At 30.8% G+C, this 22,297-nt stretch carries 16 protein-coding genes; 5 read left to right on the forward strand and 11 right to left on the reverse strand.

Annotated features, from left to right (window positions below; genetic code table 11):
- Positions 1-83: 83 nt before the first annotated feature.
- Positions 84-644 carry a Crp/Fnr family transcriptional regulator gene (locus tag ABMY20_RS09875; RefSeq protein ID WP_053056670.1) on the reverse strand — a complete coding sequence of 187 codons (561 nt, stop codon included), beginning with the start codon at positions 642-644 and terminating at the stop codon, positions 84-86.
- A 252-nt stretch (positions 645-896) separates the two neighbouring features.
- Here ABMY20_RS09875 and ABMY20_RS09880 point away from each other — a divergent pair, with 252 nt between their 5' ends.
- The 5 genes from ABMY20_RS09880 to ABMY20_RS09900 all read left to right on the forward strand — a co-directional run bounded on the left by ABMY20_RS09880 (position 897) and on the right by ABMY20_RS09900 (position 4,423).
- The gene (locus ABMY20_RS09880; RefSeq protein WP_349265186.1) at positions 897-1,529 is read left to right on the forward strand and encodes a hypothetical protein; all 633 of its coding nucleotides are present in this window, start codon (positions 897-899) and stop codon (positions 1,527-1,529) included.
- Positions 1,530-1,562: 33 nt separating this feature from the next.
- Positions 1,563-2,360 carry a hypothetical protein gene (locus ABMY20_RS09885; protein ID WP_349265187.1) on the forward strand — a complete coding sequence of 266 codons (798 nt, stop codon included), beginning with the start codon at positions 1,563-1,565 and terminating at the stop codon, positions 2,358-2,360.
- A 24-nt stretch (positions 2,361-2,384) separates the two neighbouring features.
- Complete coding sequence (locus ABMY20_RS09890) at positions 2,385-3,380, forward strand: metal-dependent hydrolase (protein ID WP_349265188.1); 996 nt, start codon at positions 2,385-2,387, stop codon at positions 3,378-3,380.
- 63 nt (positions 3,381-3,443) lie between these two features.
- Positions 3,444-3,995 (forward strand): hypothetical protein, encoded by a 552-nt coding sequence (locus ABMY20_RS09895; protein WP_047789155.1) that lies wholly within the window; start codon positions 3,444-3,446, stop codon positions 3,993-3,995.
- Positions 3,995-4,423: a hypothetical protein gene (locus ABMY20_RS09900; protein ID WP_349265189.1), complete on the forward strand. Its 429-nt coding sequence runs from the start codon at positions 3,995-3,997 to the stop codon at positions 4,421-4,423. Before ABMY20_RS09895 ends, ABMY20_RS09900 begins: the two co-directional genes overlap by 1 nt.
- 21 nt (positions 4,424-4,444) lie before the next feature.
- Here ABMY20_RS09900 and ABMY20_RS09905 read toward each other — a convergent pair whose 3' ends face one another.
- Genes ABMY20_RS09905 through ABMY20_RS09950 form a run of 10 tightly spaced genes read right to left on the reverse strand, consistent with a single transcriptional unit; the run spans position 4,445 to position 22,293 of the window.
- A complete protein-coding gene (locus tag ABMY20_RS09905) occupies positions 4,445-6,823 on the reverse strand; it encodes a hypothetical protein (RefSeq protein ID WP_349265190.1) in 2,379 nt (792 codons plus the stop codon).
- Positions 6,824-6,842: 19 nt separating this feature from the next.
- The gene (locus ABMY20_RS09910) at positions 6,843-8,171 is read right to left on the reverse strand and encodes a hypothetical protein (RefSeq protein ID WP_349265191.1); all 1,329 of its coding nucleotides are present in this window, start codon (positions 8,169-8,171) and stop codon (positions 6,843-6,845) included.
- A gap of 21 nt (positions 8,172-8,192) precedes the next feature.
- Positions 8,193-8,834, reverse strand: a complete 642-nt coding sequence (locus ABMY20_RS09915) for a hypothetical protein (protein ID WP_349265192.1) — start codon at positions 8,832-8,834, stop codon at positions 8,193-8,195.
- Between the two features lie 2 nt (positions 8,835-8,836).
- Positions 8,837-9,544, reverse strand: a complete 708-nt coding sequence (locus ABMY20_RS09920) for a hypothetical protein (protein ID WP_349265193.1) — start codon at positions 9,542-9,544, stop codon at positions 8,837-8,839.
- Positions 9,541-10,041 carry a hypothetical protein gene (locus ABMY20_RS09925; protein WP_349265194.1) on the reverse strand — a complete coding sequence of 167 codons (501 nt, stop codon included), beginning with the start codon at positions 10,039-10,041 and terminating at the stop codon, positions 9,541-9,543. Before ABMY20_RS09925 ends, ABMY20_RS09920 begins: the two co-directional genes overlap by 4 nt.
- Positions 10,019-13,207 carry a fibronectin type III domain-containing protein gene (locus tag ABMY20_RS09930; protein ID WP_349265195.1) on the reverse strand — a complete coding sequence of 1,063 codons (3,189 nt, stop codon included), beginning with the start codon at positions 13,205-13,207 and terminating at the stop codon, positions 10,019-10,021. The genes ABMY20_RS09925 and ABMY20_RS09930 overlap by 23 nt, the downstream gene beginning before the upstream one ends.
- A gap of 10 nt (positions 13,208-13,217) precedes the next feature.
- On the reverse strand, positions 13,218-14,570 hold the full coding sequence (locus tag ABMY20_RS09935) for a PKD domain-containing protein (RefSeq protein ID WP_349265196.1): 1,353 nt from the start codon (positions 14,568-14,570) through the stop codon (positions 13,218-13,220).
- Positions 14,570-19,537 (reverse strand): hypothetical protein, encoded by a 4,968-nt coding sequence (locus tag ABMY20_RS09940; protein ID WP_349265197.1) that lies wholly within the window; start codon positions 19,535-19,537, stop codon positions 14,570-14,572. The genes ABMY20_RS09935 and ABMY20_RS09940 overlap by 1 nt, the downstream gene beginning before the upstream one ends.
- A 6-nt stretch (positions 19,538-19,543) precedes the next feature.
- Positions 19,544-20,956 carry a hypothetical protein gene (locus ABMY20_RS09945; RefSeq protein WP_349265198.1) on the reverse strand — a complete coding sequence of 471 codons (1,413 nt, stop codon included), beginning with the start codon at positions 20,954-20,956 and terminating at the stop codon, positions 19,544-19,546.
- Complete coding sequence (locus ABMY20_RS09950; RefSeq protein WP_349265199.1) at positions 20,938-22,293, reverse strand: hypothetical protein; 1,356 nt, start codon at positions 22,291-22,293, stop codon at positions 20,938-20,940. Before ABMY20_RS09950 ends, ABMY20_RS09945 begins: the two co-directional genes overlap by 19 nt.
- Positions 22,294-22,297 lie beyond the last annotated feature (4 nt).

Raw genomic sequence — 22,297 nt, forward strand, 5'->3', positions numbered from 1 at the left:
TATTTTAAAAAACATAATTAGTGATAGATTACCCCTCCTTTCTTTTCATATTGCAGAGTCTTTTCTAAATAGAAGAGACTCTTTTATTTTACTCTAATTCTACTGAGCGTTTCTTGACTTATTCCAAGCATGGAAGCTATGTGTCCTAAATTAGCTATCTGAGTTATAGTAGGATATACATTTATAAGTAATTCATATTTTTCTTTAGCAGATAAAAAATAATATCCTTTATAAAACTCATCAATAATTGCTAATTCTTGCTCCATCATCAGTCTTCCAAATCTTTCTAAATTTGGATACTTTTCATATAATAATTGCCAATTATCGTAAGATATAGAAACTACCTTACAATCATCGATGGCTTCAATATATTCATTAGATGGGTTTTGTAAAACATAACTTCCCCAAGAAGTAAATAATGAATTAGGACCATAAACCCAATGAGTTATGTCTTTTCCTTTTTGATAAATATAACTTCTTACACTACCTACTCTTAAAAAATAAAATCGTTTACATACCTTACCTATGTTTAAAATTTGTTCTCCTTTTTTGAATGTCTCTTCAATTGACATATCTTGGATAGCTTTAGTTGTAGCATCATCTAAATTAATAAAAACTTTAATATAATCTGTAAAATCTAGCATTCTGCTAATTTAGTAAATAGACTAGAGCAATACTCCAGTTTAATTAGAAAAAGTAATTAAAAGAAAACAAAGTATTTCGCCTCTATCCACTTCGTAAAACTATATTGATTTTACTAGATATATTACTTTCTGTATCTGGAAGTAGATTCATTTTTTTTCAAATTTACAACGGTTAACTACGCTTATAAAACAGATTACTTTCTACTTACACTTGTTTATACTTTTACAAGCAATTAAATTAAAAAACAAAAGATGGGATTATACATTACTAGCGGAGCACTTGCTAGCTTTAAAGAAATGGATGAAGAAGCTTTTGAACATTATTCTTCAGTATTTAAAGATGTTAACAAACTACTAGAATTAAATGGGCTTACACCTTACGAAGAACCAGCTAAATTAGAAGGTGGTTCTTTAGAACTTGGCGGGTTTTCTTACGATTTTATTCATCACTTAAGGCGTTTTTATGCTTATTGTGCCGAATATGAAGATTGGACTCCTATTCCATTTAGCCCTAACAGTGAGCCTAGTGAAGATTCTATTATAGATGATCATGCATCAGACCTTACTTGTCATCTTATATGTCATTCAGATTGTACAGGTTTTTATGTTCCTGTAGATTTTATCGATATTGTTTTTGATAATGATGAAATTCCTATTGATGGTGCAATGATTGGTTCGTCATACACTCTATTTAAGGAATTAAAATTTATAGCAAATAAGCTTAATATTCAACTAGATGAAGACGATACTATTGTAAATATTGAAGCTGTAAATAAATCAATAAACGCAGAAGAAGACTTTTGGAAAGAAAAACTAGTTTGGTGTGAATTATTTAAAGCTGCAAAACATAGTATTCATAACAAAGCAGCTATAGTTTTTCATTAAAAACATCAACAATTAATAAAACACATCTCATAAATGGAAAGAGAGATAATAATACAGTTACAAGAAAAAAAATATCAATCTTTAGGTAAACTTACCACAAGTAAAATTATTGATCTTTTTATTGAAAGCGAAAACGAAGCTTTACTCCATAAATTTCAAGGTCAATTTTACCCATATCGTCATTATGATATCAATGCAACACTAACAAAAGCTTTAAAAGGAATAGACAAGCAAAAAATTATTGATGCTTATTTTCACGCCTCTAGATTAGGTATTATTACAAAAGTAAAAGAAAACAATTACCCTCTTTTCTTAAAAGGAATTGAAAAAACACTATCGTCTCTTGGTGAGGGATATAATATTAATGTTTTAAGACCTAGTACGGTATATGTACTCTTTGGAGTGAACTCACTAAATGATATAGAAAACCTATACAATACAAAGTATAGCGAGTTTTTAGAAAACTTAAAATTTGTTATCAAGGTGAACTCATATACTAGCTATCCTAGTTTACGAAAAAAACTAAAAGCATCTCTTTTTTTAGAGAATGAAATACTCTTAAAAAGAGCTCAAAAAATAACGCCTTTCTTTAATGAGTTCAATTTTGAAACAGCGGGAGCTTTAGTATTACTATTAACAGACTCTTCAATAAAATCAAAGCAAGTTCTTTTAGAGTGTCATAAAAGAGAGTTATCTAGAGAAATAGTTTGGGTTCTTGGTAGTTTTTATAAAGATTTTAAAACTTCCGAAGCAAACAAGTTACTTCTTAACGATTTATATAATAAATATCCTACAAAATGGATTAACGAATATTATAACACTATTTACTAACCGTTTTATAAGTATTTTTGCCTAATGGATTCACTCACACAAATTGTTCTTGGGGCAGCTGTTGGAGAAGCTGTATTAGGTAAAAAAGTAGGAAACAAAGCAATGCTTTATGGTGCCATCGCTGGTACTATTCCAGACTTAGATGTTTATGTTGGTAAGCTTTTTGACACTGTTACTGCTCTAGAAATACACAGAGGTTTTACACATTCTGTATTTTTTGCAATTGTTTTCGGGTGGATTTTTGGTTGGCTTATCTCTTTATATGAAAAAAATGCCTCCACTAAAGAATGGGCTCTACTTATGTTTTGGGGATTTATAACACATCCAATTCTAGACGCACATACCACTTGGGGAACTCAACTTTTTTGGCCACTCGATTTGCGGTTAGCTTTTAAAAATATATTTGTTATTGACCCTTTATACACATTACCTTTCTTAGTATTTCTACTAATGGTAATGTTTCAACGTAAAGGGACAGCTAAAAGAACAAAGTATAACAATTTAGGACTAATTATTAGTAGTTCTTACATGGCAATTACCCTTGTTATTAAAGGAATCACTTATACAAAATTTTCACACGCTTTAAAAGAACAAGGGATTTCTTATAAAGAAATAGAAACCAAACCTACGCCTTTTAACACCATTTTATGGTCTGCAAATGTTGAAACAGATGATGCTTATCTAATAGGTTATTGTTCTTTTTTTGATACTAAACCAATTGAATTTTATTCCTACCCTAAAAATCATCATTTATTAGACGATTATAAAAATAATGTTTCAATAAAACGACTTATTAAAATTACCAAAGGTTGGTATACAATTTCAGAAAAGAATAATTTAATTTATTTAAATGATTTACGTTTTGGATTATTAAGCGTAGCTCCTAATTTTCAGCAGTTTGCTTTTAGTTTTCAAATAACAAAAAAGCAAAATAAAATAGTTATAAACGAAGTGCCTAGAGATCGTGAAAAAGCTAAACAATTATTAACAGATCTTTGGGTTAGAATTCAAGGAAATTAATTGATAAATCATAGTTTATACCGTAAATTTGCCATTATATTATAATTGCTGAATAACTCTGTTTTGAGACAAAAATATTTTCACTTTTTTTCTATCATTTTTTTAGTTCTTACTCAATTTGCATTTATTACTGCATTATTGTTTGAGCATAAAAATACTTTTACAATACTATCGTTAACAACACTTATTACTACACTTATAATTTATAGTTACATAAAGTTTTTTAAAATTAAAAGAGTAGATTTTGAGCCATTCTATGTAATAATTTTTGTTATAATTGGAGCTATACTTACAAGTTACTTACATCTTTTCACTAAATTAAATTCTGTTTTTGCAGCAACACTTATTGGTACAGTTGCTTCTTTTTTGCCTGATTTAAATAAAAAGTCGAAGGTTTTACAAAATATTCCCAATGCTATGTATTGTGGTTGTTTTGTAGGAATGTCACAAAAAAACGTTGCTATTGATTATAGCCTTATAATTATTGCAGGTATCATAGCGGGTATTTTTTTTATACTCTCTAAAAACCTTTTTAATGGAGTTGGTGGTAAACTGGGTACTCTTGCCTTTGGTAGTGTAGTTATTTCATCGTTATTTCTTTTAATTCTTTCATAGTGCTTACTACCATATCAATATATTTAACAAGCATACTTGGGGCTTTTTTAACGTTTTTAGTAAGTACAAAATACAAACAGGGTCCTGTAAGAGCTTCTGCTCTACTCACTCTTTTTGTTGCTAGTACATGTTCTCTTTTTTCTGAGTTATTTTCTGAAGATATAGCCAATCAAATTCCTTGGGTATTTTTTGGTGCTTCTTTTGTTGGTATGACCTCTAGTAAACTTACTCGTAACTATACTTCAATTATTTTTGCAGGAATTGTTTTTGGATTTATCTATACGGTTAGTCCTACTTTTTTTAATGGTTATGGAGGCGCATTAGGTACAGCCGCTTGTATTTCCATCTTAGTTGTTATTGGAATAAACAACCTTATCCGACTTTTAAAAGCTTCAAAAAAGAAAAAGAATCTACTTAAAAAACTCTGAAGAGTAGTTAATTAGCTCTTTTTATTCACTTAATGTGTGAAACATTTTGGCAAAAGCTATTTCAATGAAAATAGAAACTTCCATTTTAGTCCTACCTTCTTCTAACATGTTTAAGATAGTATTTAGGTGTCTATGCTTGAAATTATAGAACTCACCGCCTTTTTCATATAAATCACTCTTCTTTAAGTTTTCTAACTGCTCTAACATATTTTTATTTGCCTTGTAGGCAGATGTTCTTTTCTTTAAAAACAATTGCATCTTTTTACTCTCTTTTCTACTTGAACTATTATACATAGATACCGCTGTCTTATATTTTTGCTCTACTGACCATTCCGCCCTTTTAGCGTCTCTAAATAATTTCTTAAGCCCATTAAACACTAAATCATCATATATATTTACATAATCTTGATTCTTATACAAATGGTTTAAATACTCAATTGCCTTTTTCTTATACTTATTTTTAGATTTTAGCTCAGCATCTTTTAACTCTTGTTCTAAAACTAAAAGTTTATCTGCTATTTTATTTACCTTTTTTATCTCCTCAAACCTTTTTGCCTTTCCTATAATTAATAACTCTGGAGTTATTTCATTGGGCTCTCCTGTAAATGTATGCTCCTTATAAGAAAAACTAAACTCCCCCCGAACTCTCTCTACTTTTGCTTTCTTTTTTGCAGATAAGTCAAAGGCATAATTGTAGCCGAAAGTAACTGTTAAGTCTTGGGTATTCTTTAAAGAAGTATTTCTAAATAATTGAATAGCACTTAAATTAAAATTATGTTTTTCTCTATATACATAATTTGCATTCAATCTAAAGTTTGTTGCACTTGCCTTATTTGTTTTGTTATTATTTTGATTATAAGAAGTACTCAGTGTTGTATTTAATTTATCTTTTAACAATTTTTTATTTATTGCTACTGTTGGTCCCCATGTATAGGATTCATCTCTTCCTATAGTATTATACGTAGTGTTTAAAGCAGAGGTTATATTCATTTTTCTTTGTGGTAACCCTATGGTATAAGAAGTATTAAAATTATGAAATGTAGAACCGTTTCCTAAACGCACAATTCCATTTTCAGCATTTGCAACCGTTGCTAATGAATAATTTGTATTTAGGTTTTGTCTTCTTGTTTTACTATTTTCTAAAATATAACTTATATTAACGTTAGCATTTTGAGATAACTGCTTATAATTGAAGCGTTCTTCTTGATTATCTAACAAATTATCATCATTTATAATCTCAAACTGATCTAGTTTATTATTAGTGTAAGTAGAAAAGTTAGAATAGCTTCCTGTTATATTTACTTTTTTACTCATTGCGTAAGTAGCATTTACACTTCCTACAGTTCTATTAGTATTGGTTTCTTTTTGGTTTGCTAAATCATCTCGTTGGTACCCTATATTAAATCCTAAACTTATTTTATTATTAAATAAAGAAGTATTTCCGTTTAAGGTAATGTTTTCAAAATCATTGTTAAAATAATAAGCTCCTAATGTTTGATAGCCAGGATCTATACGTTCATACCCAACTCCAAATCTATATTTATCAAAGCTATATTCCATTTCTGTTTTAAATGCTTTGTAATGTTCTGTTGAAGCTCTATTGTTGAATAATAAACCTGCTACCCCGTTACTATGACTTACTTTTTCTGCTCTAAGATCTTGTGTTATAGCCGTTGAAGCGTATTCTCCTTTAAATCTAAGTCCATCAGTTACAGTTACAGCTCCTGACATACTTAGCACCAAATTTTCTTTGGGTAACACCTTTTTTTCTTCTGGTACTGCACTTATTGAGTTTATCTTGTCTTTTGCATAAAAACCAATTAATTCTAAACTATATTTTTCTTTTTTAAACCCTACTTTAGCTCCATATCCCATTCGTTTAAAAGCTGGTTGTGTTCTATTGTCTTCTGAATCTTCTGTAGCTTTTAATAATCGACCATACATTGCTGAAAAAGTAAAACTTCCTTTAGGAGTTAAATCAACTCCACCACCAGTAAATTGGTGTCCTGCTAACGTATATGGAGAAAAACTCATACTCACATCTCCAATATGGGCTTGTATCCATCTATATTTAGGGTGCAGGCTCAAACGATTAAAACTAAATGGTAATTGATATTCTAAATCGCCTCCTTGATTAGAAAAGCTATAGCTTACAGGAATTGAAAATTCATAAATATTAAAGTTTAAGCTTCCTTGTAGAAAATAGGTAAATGGTGCTCTTGCACTATTTTGATTGGATGAATAAAACACAGAGTTAGCAGCGATGTTTCCGCTAACTTTAAAAGGTTTTCCTCTTCCTATATTCTCAAAATCTAATTGTTGTCCTACTATACTTTCAGCAAAAAATATGCTTAAAATAAACACTACTACTTTTAGTGTTTGCCCCCTCATTGTAATCATTAAAATATTCTTTTCTTTTTTATAACTGTTTTGCTAAACACTTTTCTGAGTCTTTAACTTTTACGCTATATGATCCTTTATTTAAATTACTTATTCTTGTTGTCTTTGCATTGATAAACGAGAACCATGTTTCATTATCAGCATTATTTCCTGAATAATTAACCCAATTGGTACCATTAAAGATTTGTATTACATTATCTTTTTTTAGTTGGTATAAAAATGTTCTACTACTTTCTCCCCTAGCACTAATATCTATATAGCCATCATTTACCTCAAAACAATTTTGATCTGCTGAACCTGTTACTTGGAAATCAACTTTTGCTGTTTCTTCAATAGTAAACTCTACAGGAACTAAACTAGACCAAGAAATATCTTCAGGGCTAATCCCAATTCCTTTTTCTCCTGTTTGATATTTAAGTTTATAGGTTCCATGAGGTAAGTTATTAGCCCATTGATATCTGTAGGTAGTTTCGTCTACCTTATCCAGAGATTCTATTACGAGTTCTTGATCTAAAATAACATCATACTCTCCAGAAACTGTATTTTGTTGATATATAATAACAGCCAACTTTTCTGTTGTATATAAATCTCGCTTAAAGTCTAAAGTTAAGCTCCCATCATTTCTGTAATTGCAAGTTGGGCTTTGAGATACAGGCGGATTTTGTTTTAACTGTGTAGAACAAGAAGTAATTGTATATCCTTTTAAAGGTGAAAAAATATCTCCTTTTAGTTTATATCTAAAAAAGATTGTTTTTCCTACATGATTAGAGAGACTTACTGGTAAACTTGTAAAGTTTACAAATAAAGTAGTCTTATTACTAGAATCAGGTACTATATATTGACTTCCGTCAATAATATACTGCCATTCAAGCACATCAGCCTCCTCTACTTCTTGTATAGTATTTTCTGTAATTCCATTACAATTGATCTCTCTAATGACTTGAGTATTTATTTTTTCATAAAAAAGGACACCTAACAGTGCTCCTTCTGTATCATATCTTTTTCCATAAAATGAACTTGAATTATATGGAATTTCAAAACCATAAGATAATAGGTGTACTCCTCCTCCATTAGGTATCAAAGCCTCACAACTACCTAAATATATAAAAGCTTTATTTGGTTGAGTATTAAATTCAAATACACCTATACTTTCTGATAAAATATTATTATCAAAATCTTTAATACTAACTTCTCCTCTAGACACAGGTAATGGATAGAAAGGATTGCTACATGCATTTGGTTCATAAGAAAATTTACCAAAGTTCGCTAATGATGTATAATATCTATATCCTTGCCCAAATCCTAAAAAACTATAAAAAAATAATAGTATAAATAAACTCTTTTTCATTTCTAAACAAGGTAGTTATTACTATTCATCTAAATACTTAGCTAGTGAAGCTTTATTTTCTTCTAGGACTTGAGCTAGTTTTTTTATATCTAAAAAGCCTTGCTCATTTTTAGTTGCATCTTTAAGTTCATCTACAACTGGATAATTTTTACTTTTTCGCTTATTATAAAACTTAAACAATAAATATGCATTAGAATTCTTTAAAATTGATTTTAGTAATTCTATTTCACTATTTGAACTTGTACTTTCTATAAAATTAACTCCGTTATTAAGAAAGTTTGAAATCATTTTCACATTATTGTTTGACGCTTTATAACTTACAAAATAGTGTCTTTTATTATCTACATCAATGATTAAACGTGACAGTAATTTGACAGAGAATGATATTGAATCTTTGGTATTATTGATAAATTTAGGAGCATATTTTTTTGATATAGCAGCCTCTAAAGAATTATCATTCAATGTTTGTACAAGAAGAGAATCTTTGCCATTTGAATTGAAATTATAATCGTAAACATTTACAAAAGAATACTCTTTAACTATAGTAATTTTTGACTTTACACCTTCAAATTTTGAATAATCTAATTGAGCATATGATACTGATTTCAAAAAAAGAAAAGTAATAACACTAATTATTATCTTAAAATCTATATTTTTTTTCATTGTTACCAAGATTTAGGGTCTTTATATAAATTAATTTTTATATCATCTTTTTTAGGGGTATACCAACTTGCAAATTCATCTTCTAACTTTTTAACATCTAAAGCGCCATTTGTGGTAACTCTTTCCGTAATTGCTTGTATAGATGCATCTGTTGAATTTCCTAAAATTATTCCTTCCAATACTTCCGATTTCATTCGCATAACAATTATTGAAAGCATAGACAATGAAGAGTGTGATGTTCTTTGCCATCGTCCATTTATTTTTTGCATAACGTAAGCTGCTGATAACGGCTTTTCGTTTTCTTGATAAAAATAAAATTTGATTATTGAAGTAGGAATATCTCCTAGATTAAATGTAAACTTATGATACAATTCAAAATAATTTTCATCTTTATTCATACTTACAATTTTCTCAAAATGAGATGGCTCCTTTTTTGATGCTTTTTCCTCTCCGCCTAGCGTATTATAATTTACCCACTCTTGGTTTCTTGCTGAAAGTATCGATTGCATTAACTGCTCAGGAAACTCATTTTTAGCCTCACTAATTGTTGTTAGTGTTGCCTTTAATTGTAACCTAGGCTCATACTTATGAAAGCTAAGGTTTTGCTCTTCTGTAATCGTTAATATTAAATTAGCATCGTTAGTGTTTTGCCCAAACACTATAACATTTGTTAAAATAACAATTAAAGTTAAAATTCTATTTTTTATCATTTGTTTTCTTTTTTTTCTATAAACATTATATAAATAAACCATAGAGTTAAAATAACTCCAAGTATTAAAAAACATAAATCTCTATACATCAAATATTTTTGGTGTTTTAAACTTAATGGTTTTGAATCTTTAGTTGTATATAAATCATCTGCATTAGGATTGTACCATATATATATGGAATCTTGTTTACTGTTTAAGAAATGTTTGTAATAACCGTCTTTAGCATCTTCGTCTACACGTACCATATCAGCAAAACCTTTAAAATGATAGTAAATTTCTTGGACTTCTCCTTCTCTAATAGTAGTACTTATATCATATTTAACAGAATCAACTTTAACTTTTATTTTAATATAATCATCTATATAATCAACTCTCTTTTTAAAATTCTTATATCGGTTAAAAGAAAAGGGGGAGATTGCTACAAAAAAAAACAATATTATTACTAAAAATAGTTTACCTCCAATTTTAAAAATTCTATTTATTTTCGTCACTATCATAAAACTTAAATTCTTTTGTGATTTCAATACTCTTTTTATACTTTACTAAATCAAACTCTAAAACTCCTCTAGAAGAAATATCTACTTCCGCTAATAAAACTACAGGGGGTACTATACCTTTACCTCTAAAATTATTTTTAGTTAAACTATATATTAATTCTATGCTTGCACAAGTTTCAGCAGCACCCTTTACTAAAAAATTAACTTGTGATTTTGCAACTAATAACTCAGCTTTTAAACCTGCTTCAAGGCATAAAGCTCCTACTATTTTTGCAGATTTTTCTTTCTCTAAAAATGAATCTTTATCAAATATTCTTTTAGTTTCTTCAACGCCTTCTAGTTTTATTCCTAGTTTTATCATGGCATATAAGCCTATTTCTGCAATGCCTGCTTTTTTCAATACCATTAAGGGAGGTGGTGTGACAAAAGCTTCAGGTGATGTAATTTCAATACCTCCAGTTATTTTAGTTTCTTTAACTTTAAGGTATTTTCTAGATCTACTATGTTCTTCATTGTATTGCACACCTTCTACTTTAATTGGTTCCAATTCAAACTTTTGCTTTGTTTTAATCCCTAAGAAATCAAAAAAACTTTCTACTACTTTTGTGTTTTTTTGTATTTGATTAAAAACAATTTTTGCTACCGTACTTACACCATTCAAACCTAATTCATAGGGACTTCTTGTACCGTCTACATACTGTACATCTATACTTTTTGTCTGTTTATTAGGGAATCCTACTTCAACATTAGTTGTATATGCTATATCTCTTTCTCTAAGTGATCTACTTATATTTGTTTTTCCATAATCAAACTGTCTTGTTCCATTGATGTTATGATAATTCCATGCTACATCTGCTTTTTTATAGTTATTTGACTCCAAGGTTGGTGAAGTAACTACACTATAATTTACATTTCGTGAAAGAGAACTGCTTGTAACAGTAGCAACTCCATACTTTTTTACCAGATATAATATTTCACCACTTTTTGCTTTACGATTTTTATTATTAGCGTCAGATGCCCAAAATTCTTTTAATTCAAATTCTGGTCTATTAATTTTTACGTTTACTAAAAATGTAGCCATTTTATCTTCATTAGGAAAATCTTCTGGAGTATTCCAATAATTAACCGCTAATTGATAACTAATTACATCTTTTTGCACTAAATAATTAACTTTCTTACCCTCAACAATATACTGCCCTGAACCTTGAGGGTAATTTTCTGTATAAGCATTAAATTGTATACGCGCTCCTTCTTTAGCTCCAAAAAATTCTACACCTTCTTTTTCTATACTATTATCATAATCTATAGTAATGGTATCATCCTTATAGTATTTTGTTCCTCTATAAGTAATATACTTCCCAGCACCTTCTCCTTCAGATGTTCCTCCGTCTTGTGTTGTCCCTCCATCTGGTGTTGCCCCTCCATCTGGTGTTGTTCCTCCATCTGGTGTTGTCCCTCCATCTGGTGTTGTCCCTCCATCTGGTGTTGTCCCTTCATCTGGTGCTGTTCCTCCATCTGGTGCTGTTCCTCCATCTGGTGCTGTTCCTCCATCTGGTGTTGTTCCTCCTGTAGTCGTACCACCATTAGCTGTATCTGAATTATCTTTTTCTGGTTCATCAGGGAAAATATCATCTACTAGGTCTCCTACATCTTCAATAACTTCATCACCATCTATAATTCCTCCCCATTCAGGGTCGTAGTCTGTGACTACTACACCATCAATAAGTTCATAACTACTATTTACTTGAACGTTGTCAAATACGACCTTTATACGTGTATACTTACCGATATTAACTTCACCTCCTGTGGCTATGTTTGCCGCATCAATCATTTCTTTCAGGTTCTCCAAAAAAGGTAGCGTAATATACCCCCAACCGCTAAACGTTCCATTACTTCCACTTACCTCACGAGTGGTTACTGGAAAATCTCCTGCTGTAAAGGTTTCGTTAAGTCCTAGTTTTGGTAACGGTTCTTTGTTTGTAATATTAATTTGAGGCATTAAACCACAGTTGTAATAAGCAGCTTCATCATTACTTGGTGTCGTAAACTCTTGAATGTTAGAATAGGCAAACCCTGATAACTGGGTACATTCTCCCCCTACACGAAACTCATATACGGTAGCGGGTTCTAAATTGCGTATTTTACCTTCATTAGTATAGCTATTTACTTCAAACCAATCATCATCTCCAAACCCCTTTTTACGATATTGAATTCTATAACGTACATGTTCAGAACTTTGCCAGTTTATTTGCACTGACTCTGCTGTTAATGCTTGTGAAATAACAAAGCTTGGTGGTTGACAATCTTCTAAGTATTTAAACCAAAAAATCTCACTTTTTCCGTCATTTTTAAATACAGAGGTTTCATTAATTCCGTCACTTACAAAAGCACGTACCTGCCAACCGTATATTTTACCTGAAAGTAACTGTGGTGCCTCTGGTCCTACTAATAGTGTTGTACTATAGGTGTTTGTTTGATAAAAAGGAACTGATGCTAAAAAGTTGGCTTGCGGATTTTGTACATCCCACAATTCTTTTAATGTAAATTCATATTGTACGTTACTAGCATTACTATGGCGGGGAGTCCAAGTAAATAATACATTTTGAGGATTCGTTGCATTTACAATATTATCTTTAAATGGTAAGTTTAAGATTGGTGGGTCGTTTTGTAATAAGTAAACTGTGGTACAACTTTTACTTGAGAGTTTTCTGTTTGTAAAATAGTCATACACTTCAAAACAAAAATCATATCCTCCATTTGGCAACGGTGCATTATACTGCCCTGGTGTGATTCCTACTAAATTATTTAATTTAAAATAGGTTTGTAAATCTAAATTCGATAACCTTAAATTTATTCCTCCATCTAAATATATAGGCGTCTCTCCTGCTATTACATCACGTGTAGTTATAGAAAGTCCTTGTCCTTCTATGTACATTTTTAACCGTATCCTACGTCCCACTTCATTTACATCGGTTAATAAAATATTGGCATACAGTTTTTCACTCGACGTCGTAGCATAGTCTGATATTTTTAAACTATACGGTGGTATCAACTGTGGAGTAACTTGTACTGGATAGGTTTGAGAATATAGTACTGTACTTATTGATACAGTAAACAACAACATTACCTTTTTGAATATATTACTATCGTTTAAATTGATTTTCATCTACTTTTTCTTATTTAGCTTCTTTCTGAACTTTTATATCAACTACTATGTATGAGTTTGTGCCGTCTTTTACAAACTGCTTTATTTTTATCGCTCCTTTTCTGTTATCTGAAGTTTTAAAAGGAATGATTCTTGGCACTATCGTATTATCAAACTCTTTCAATCCTTCATCTGTTTCATCTAATGTTAAGGCTACTAATAATTGATCATTTACCATAGAATCAAATTCAGACACAGATAAATGTGTACTACAATTACACGATTCTTGCTTGTTTATTAATTGAGTATTTTGAGCATTAGGAATGGATGAAAAAGCAACTGTTGATGCTTGATCTGGACTCACAAATTTGTTATATGAAAAGGTTTCGTTTAAACCAAAAAAAACGAGGTCTATATCCTTTCCTGTCTCATTAGTAACTTCGCTCTTCGTATATACTTTTCTTATTTTGGTTGAAAAAAAAGCTCCAATAGCATTCTCTTTATGAGCTGTGTTAATTCCTAATTTTACGTTTTCAAAACTTCTTAAGTTGGTATTTTCATATACAGTTATTGTTTTTGAAAATACTTTCTCTTGTTTTCCATTACTTGCTTTTAGCTGTAATGTGTGAGTTCCTGGTTTTTGAATTTCTATTTCTAGATTTTCTTCTAAGCTATTTGTTATATTGGCGCCTTCAAACGTCCAATTGTAATTAGTTGCACTAATACTTTTATTAGTTAGTGTAACTTTTACCGGAACTTGATAGTCATCGTCTTCAAAAGCAACTGAATATTCAAAATCGGCTGTTAGATAAGGTGCAACTTCTATTATTTTTTCTTGAGTATAACTTTCCTCTCCATTACTTACTTTTAATCTTATCGTATGCTCCCCCGGAGTTGTAAAAGTTATGTTTTCTGGATATTCTTTTGATGATGTCTCTGGTGTTCCTCCTTGAAAAAACCACTCAAAAGAAGTAGCTCCTTTTGTTTTATTGGTTAGTTTTACTTCAACTGGTGAATAATTATTTTCTAACACTTCTGCTTCAAAATCAATAAGAACAGTTGGTTTTACTGTAATTTTTTGAGTTTTTACGTCTACACTACCATCTCTATTAGAAGCTTCTAAGGTAATAAGATATTCTCCTTCTGTATTGTAGGTTATAATACCAGGATTTTTACTTGACGAACTACTAGGCTCACCTCCTTTAAAAGTCCATTTATAAGTATCGGCACCTTCTGTATCATTGAGGATTTTTACTTTTACAGGCACAGTATAATCTTGATTAACTATTTCTGTATTAAAATCAACAATTACAGGTAAGGCTACTTCATTTACACAAGCACATATACCTAATAGCGTTATTATAAAAAATAAACTCTTTCTCATTACTCAACAATTACTTTTTGTATTCTTTTTGCTTTTGGAGTTTCTAATAGTAATACATATACCCCTGCTGATACATTCATATCATACAATACTTCATATTCTTTTTGCCCTTTTAGCAATTTGTCGGCCACTACAGAGTTTGCTCCTAAACTAAAAAGACGTAAAGAAATTTCGGATTCCTTTTCTAGTTCTACATCAACAGTAAACTTTCCTTTATTAGGATTTGAATAGACTACAAACTCTTTTACAAATGGGTTCTTCGTTTCTCCAATATCTGTAAGATCTCTTGCTTTTAAAACATTCACTGTTTTGGTTGCTACTTTTTTACAATTTCCTTCATTTGAAATTAGAGATATGTCGTAATTTCCTGGTGCTGGAAAACGTAAAACTAAACCTTCATCCGTTTTTTGAACTATGGTTACATTTGAAGGTATATTCCACTCTATCTTTTCACTTACCGGGTCTGATACATTAATTAGTACTATATCTTCTCCTACAAATGCTTGAGAGGTTAAAATTAATTGTGCATCTATCTCTACATTTGACTTATGTATTATAATTTCTTTTGAGACTTTACAACCATCCTTAGTAGTAATTGTTAATGTATAAACTCCTTCTTCTGACAATAACACAACACTCTCACCACTTGTAAAACCATTTGTTGAAGTCCATTCATATTTAGATGTTCCAACCATAGTTACATCATACTCTATAGTTTCACCATAACAAAGGGTTACTTCACTTGGAACAACATCAAATATTAACTCTTCTGCATTTTTAACTAAAATTTCTTTTGTTGCTTGACAACCCTTTTGGTCAGTAACTGTAACTATGTACGTTCCTGCGCATAATCCAGTTACATTACTTCCTTTTTGTCCAGTATTCCATGTCACACTATATGGAGCAATACCTCCTTCAATATTTAAGTCTATTTCTCCTGTACAACTGTTATAACAAATAACATCTTTTACAGTTTCTGTAATTGTTAATGAGCTTGCTTTTTCTACTGTAAAACTGCCTGTAGTTTGACAATCATTTGCATCTGTAACTAAAACGAAATAACTTCCTGCTGCTACATCAGTAATTTCTGCTGTTGTTTGTCCAGAACTCCATGAATAAGAATATGGTGATGTTCCTCCTTCAACATTTAAACTTATTACTCCGTCATTATTACCAGAACAAGTTACGTTTGACACATCACCTGCAACTTCTAGTACCTCAGGCTGTACTACTGTGAAAACTTCACTAGTATCTTCAATTCCTTTTAAATCGGTTACTTTTACAAAATATCTTCCTGTAGGTAAATTATAAATAACTTGAGAGTTTCCGACACTATTTCCTGTTACAGCATTAAACCATACATAACTATTTCCTCCAACACCACCTGTTGCTACCGCTTTTAATACTGCCGATATGTCTCCATTACATTTTATCGTTTCTACTTGTTCAATTGCAACTATTAATGGATCTGGTTCATCTAAATTATAAACTTCATTTAACTCACAGCCCTTGGCATCTACTACTGTTAAATAATACTTTCCTGTAGGTACATTATTTATTGATGTAGTATTACTTATACTATTAGTTGCTTGATCTTTCCATTCATATGTAAACGGTGCTACCCCACCTTCAATATCTACTGATATACTCCCATCTGATAACCCTGCTCCTCTAGGTTCTTCAAAAGTTGTTACTAATACTCTGTATACACTCGGTTGCGTTATGGTAATTACTTCTTGTAATTCACATCCATTTTCATCTTTTACAGTTACAGTATAAACCCCTGCTGATAAAGTAGTAACATCTTCAATTATTTCACCATTACTCCATTCATAATTATACACTCCTGTACCTCCAGTAACAGAAATATCAATGCTTCCATCATTACCATTGTAACAGGTTACTTCTGTTTTTGTGAAAGTGATTGCAAGAGGTGGATTTTCTGTTAACTCTTGCTCTTTGTAAGTTGTATTTCCATTAGAGTCGGTAACTACCAATCTATATGTTCCCACTAAAGCTGTTAAAGAAGCTTCTGTAGCTATAACTTTGGTTAAATCACTACTATTATACCATTGATAATTATAGTCTTCACCTGATAATACATATCCTCCAATTACTGTTGAACCAATCGTTCCTGTTTCTCCATTACAAGCTATTGGTTTTGTAACTGCTAAGTTTAGTTCTAATTTGTCAGGTTGAATAAGTGTAAATTCTTTTTCTACTGAACAGTTGTTAGCATCAAGAATGGTCATGACATAAATAGCTGCGTCCAATCCTGTTGGATTGCTTAGATTACTGATAACTGTTGTATTTCCTTTTACTCTTAATTCATAGATATAAGGAGCAGTTCCTCCTGATACTTCTTCAATATTAATTTCTCCGTTTGCCGTTTCAAAACCAGTTAAGTTTTTTTGAGAATCTGTAACTATCGTTAAAGGTGCAGCTGGTTGATTTATTGTAATTGTTCTTTCTATTGGTGGATTTGGACAGTTATTGGTATCTGTAATTACCACTTTATACTCTCCGGTACTAAGATTTAATATGTTTTTTTCTGTTCCTATTACAGTACTATTTCCAACTTTATACCATTTATAAATGTAAGTATCTGTACCTCCAATTACATCTACATCTATACTTCCTGTTGAATCTCCATAACAAGCAACATGATTTACAGTAACATTACTAATTTCAACTTTAGTTGGATTTACTACCGTTCCTTCACTATACGACTTTATACCATTACTATCTGTTATTTCTACACCATAATCTCCTGCAGGTAAACTTCCAATAGTATTATTAGTAGCCCCGGAAATAAATACTTTTTCTCCACTACTACCTACTTCATACCAATGATATGTATAAGGAGAAACTCCTCCCGTAACAGCAACTTCCAATTTACCATCTGTATCTCCATTACAAAATAGTATTCCGTCATCGGGTATCGTTATAGTTCCTACAATTTTATCAGGCTGAGTGAGTGTTTGATATAACTCATCCGTACATCCTTTGGCATCTTTTACCAATACTCTGTATGTACCATCTCCAATATTTGAAATGTTTTGAGAAGTTCCTACAACACTTCCTGCTTCATTAAACCATTGATATGAATAAGGTAAAGTTCCTCCTGATGTAGAAATATTGATACTTCCATCCTTACTTCCAAAGGCCAACGGGTCTTCGTGACTTACATAAGAAACATTCAAACTTTCTGAAGGTTCAGTTACAGCATATGTTTTTTCTAAAGTACAGTCATTTGCATCCGTTACAGTTACCGTATATGAACCAATTGATAATCCTGATAAATCTCTTGTTGTTTCTCCGTTTGACCATGCATAGGTGTATGGTGAAGTTCCTCCATTAACAGTTAAAGTTATCGCTCCGTCATTACCTCCTTTACAAGATACGTCTTGTATTATTTCTGTAACTGATAAAGCTGCCATAGGCTGTGAAATGATTATGCTTTTTGAATACCCATCTTCCACAACATTACCATTATAAACTACTGTTACATATACTCTGTATTCTCCTGCTGGTAAATTATCTATTATAGAAGCTGTTCCTGATATTGAAACCCATGAATTGCCAGCTTTTTTTTCCCATTTATAAGTATAAGTTGAACTAGCTCCTCCTGAAGCATTAGCCTCAATGCTTCCTGTTGAATCTCCAAAGCACAGAACGTGTGTTATCTCAGGATCTATTTTTAGTTCAGCTGGTTCCGTTAATATCACCGAAAAAGGTGTTTGATTATCACATCCATTGGTATCGGTTACAATTACACTATAAGTTCCAGCACCTATATTAGACACATCTTTTATAGTAGCAAATTCGGTTGTGCTTCCATCTTTAAACCATCTATATGAATACGGGGCAGTACCTCCTGACACTGAAATATTGATAAAACCATTACTTGCTCCATTAGAAGTTGGATTACCATCACTGTCTTTTTGTATTTTTATCCCTGTTGCTGGCTGCGTAATTTTTTTACTAGCTATTGGTGTTGTTTTACATCCATTTTTATCTTCTATTTGAATTGTATACGTTTTTGCTGATAAGTTGGTTATTGTTTTAGTTACATTAAACTCACTTGTTAATAAATTACCATCTAAGCGTACCTTGTATGGTGGTGTACCTCCAACTGGAATAACGCTGATTGTACCTTCGTTTTTACCAAAACATTTTACAGGTGTTGATGAAATATTAGCTGAAGGTAATTGTAACGTTTCTGGTTGGTTTAATGTTACTTCAGACTTTTTACTAATATAAGCATCGCTAACTTTTACAATATATTTTTGAGATAGTGTACTAATCCTTAAGCCTGAAAATGTTACCGTTTGGTTTGTTGTACTTGAATATGTTATCTTTTTGGATGCTAAAACTGTGTTACTTCCCTTTTTAAATAACTCAACAGTATACATCCCATTCGTAGGAGATACTCCTCCTTTTATAAAAGCAGAAACCATTCCTTCTTCCCCATTACATTTTATATGGTTAGCCGATGTATTTATAGTTAAAGCTTTAGGGTTTCTTAGTGTAACCGTTTTTATAACCCTATTACAATCATTACCTGTATCCTTATATTTATCGTCTCTTAATTCAACTTTATAAACACCGAAACTCAATTTATCTACAAGTTCCTGACCTTCTGATATAGTTATTATTCCATCTGCTGATTTTGAAGTTAAATCTATTAACGTCCCATTTTTATACACCAAATAAGTATAATTTTTATTAGACCACCCTCCAGAAGGTATAATTTGAATTTCTCCTGTACTAGTATTGTGTTCCTTGATTTCTTGTACTATTTTTAAGGTTAAATTTAAACCTGCTTCAGGACCTTCGATAGTTATTGGAATAACTTTATCTTTAGGTTCTTCCTGTGCCCATAAATTAATACCTAATAACAAAAAAAGAACTAGAAGCACTTTTTTTTCCAACTTAGTTACATTTAATAAACTATTTTTTTTCATACAACTTTATTTTGCTAAACAACCTTCACTGTCTTTTACTTTTATTTTATACTTTCCTTTTCCTAACCCACTTATTATTGTAGTGGTTCCTGAAAAACTTGTCCAACCTCTTTCTACAATCTCTGTGGTTCCTTCTATTTTATATAGTATGTAGAAATATAATCTTCCTGTTTCTCCACTAGTAACTTCTACTTGGATTTTACCATCACCTGCCTCAAAACAACTTTCATCATTTACCCTTTTAGCTGTAAAATCAACATTTGTTGCTTTTTGAATAGTAAATTCATTTGAAAACTTTAAACTCGCCCAACTTGATTCATCAGGAATTCCCTCAGCTCCTTTATAAGTCTGATATTTTATTTTATATGTCTGTGATGGTAACGGATCTTGACTGTAGTCCCAAGTATAAGTATAGTTATTATCAATTTTAACTAATGTACTTGTATCTTGTTGTTTATACAAACTAAACCCTTCATCTAAGTTTGTTTCATCTTTAAAAAAAAGTGAGACTACTAAGTATTCATCCTCTGCCAAATCTCGATTAAGTTCCAATCTAAACGTTCCATCTTTTGAGTAATTACATGTTGCATTATCTTCAACTACTTTTTTTAACTTAGGAGAGCTAGGTATAAAAACAAACGAAAATATTTTATCAGAAGTCCAACCATTAGACATTCTTATTCTAAATTTTATACTTCTTCCTACAAATAAATTTGCATATTTACCAAACAAGTCTTTTGCTGTAAACGTTACTTTATCTTTTCCTAAAAGTTGATTAGGGAAATTTCTCCAACTTGAAGAAGTACTAAAATCACCTTTATCATAAGGATTGAATCTACCATTAATTTTATTTTTTTTTGCTATTGTAGCATTCTCAGGAAATAACTTCATTTCCTCTGGAGTAAAATCTACATAATATTGCCAAGTATACACTAAGGGGTGATAGCCTGAAGTAGCTGATAGTGTAACTTCACTTCCTGTTGAATTATCTCCATTATTTTCTGTAGCTGGTGTTGTTAACTCTGTATTGAAATAACTAGGTGAAATAGTAAGATAGTGTATAAAGTCATTATAACATATATTTGATATATCTAATAAAACAGGTTCTGGGTAGCCTGATACATTATCTGTTCCTACTATTCCCAATAACATTTCTTCTAAATTATAATAATACTCATCAGGTTTTCTTATACCATTTGAATCATCTACATATAATGTCGAGCCATCTCCTTTTAAGCCATACTTGACACTTATAGCATTTAATGTTGTATACTGATTACCAGTAGGAGGATTTCTTTCACAAAAGTTCTTTGACCAAAAATTTCTACTAGTATTAAACAATTTATAACTTTGCCCAGAAGCATTAACAGCAGAAAAAAACATGATTATAAACTGTAATATTATTCTTTTGCTAAGCATTTTTTACTATCTCTTATTTTTATTTTATATATTCCTTTTCCTAATCTTTCTATAACTACTTCTTTTATGTTTTTATTAGAAGGATTAAAAGGAATCCAATTATTATTTTTATTTAATTCATATTCATAGCCTTCTCCTGTTCCTCCACTTACATTATAAACTCTTATTTTACCATCTCCTGAGTTAAAACAATTTTCATCACTAAACCTTTCTGCTTCAAATGTGATATTTGTTGCTTTTTCAATCGTAAAGTTTGGTGTTTTCACCAATGTATACCAAAATGGATCATCTGTATCTTCAGGTTTTGGCGGAGTATCTCCAATATTTAAAACTTGATATCTAAAATAATAAGTTCCTGCATCAATATATTTTGGCCAATCGAAGCCAAAAGAACCTCCTCCTAAATCTTTTAATACTAAAACTGTTGGGTCTGTAGGATCTAATTGTTTGGTACTGTATTGATTTATTAATATATCTCCGTTGTTTTCTTTTTTAAATAAAGTTGCAGCTAATTGTTCTGTAGAATTTATATTATTACTTAGCTTCACACCTATCTTACCGTCTGATTTATAAGAACATGATGTGTTATTTAAGTTATAATATGATTCAAAATCTGGAGAGCATTCTGTTAATGTTATTGTATATTTTTGAATAGAATAAACAACATCACTGGTAAAAGGTGCCGTAAATTTAAATTGTAACTGTAAATTCCCTGTGAATTCGTTTCTCCAATTAGTTCCAAAAATATCTAATAAGCTTACATTTAACGGGTATCTACTTTTATAGTTTGGTAACTCTTTCCAATTACCATTTTTATCTACATATTCCCATACCAATCCTGTTACATTATGATCTTGTCCATCAGAGTATTGATCAAATAAAGGATCTCTTTCACACCTTCTATCTGCTGGAGCAGTTATTTTAGGTAATAAAACAGCATGATAATCTATAGGCAAACATTTTTTAGATCCACACTGTATGGGTTCTTCTCCTTTGTAAGTTTCACTAAAACTTTCGTAAGTAGTTATTGTTAAATCTATCTCTTTCCCTGGACAATACTCTTGATATTGCCCGCAACGCCCATTACAATGGTCTCCAGGGTCATCATTATATGCTTCAGTGTAATCTAAAATAATGTTTACATTATCATTCAATAAACTATGACTTCCTTGAATATAACTTATTGTTTTAAACCCATAATCTCCTCCTGCTACAGGGCACCCTCCATTATCTGATGTTAAGTTTTCGGGTTCTCTTAATAACACGTACAACTCAGATTGAGTAAACCCCAAATAGTGAACTAATAAAAAAATGAATAATAGTATTTTTCTTTTCATAAGC

The organism is Tenacibaculum sp. SSH1-16 (assembly GCF_040104435.1).
Classification (GTDB): Bacteria; Bacteroidota; Bacteroidia; order Flavobacteriales; family Flavobacteriaceae; genus Polaribacter; species Polaribacter mesophilus.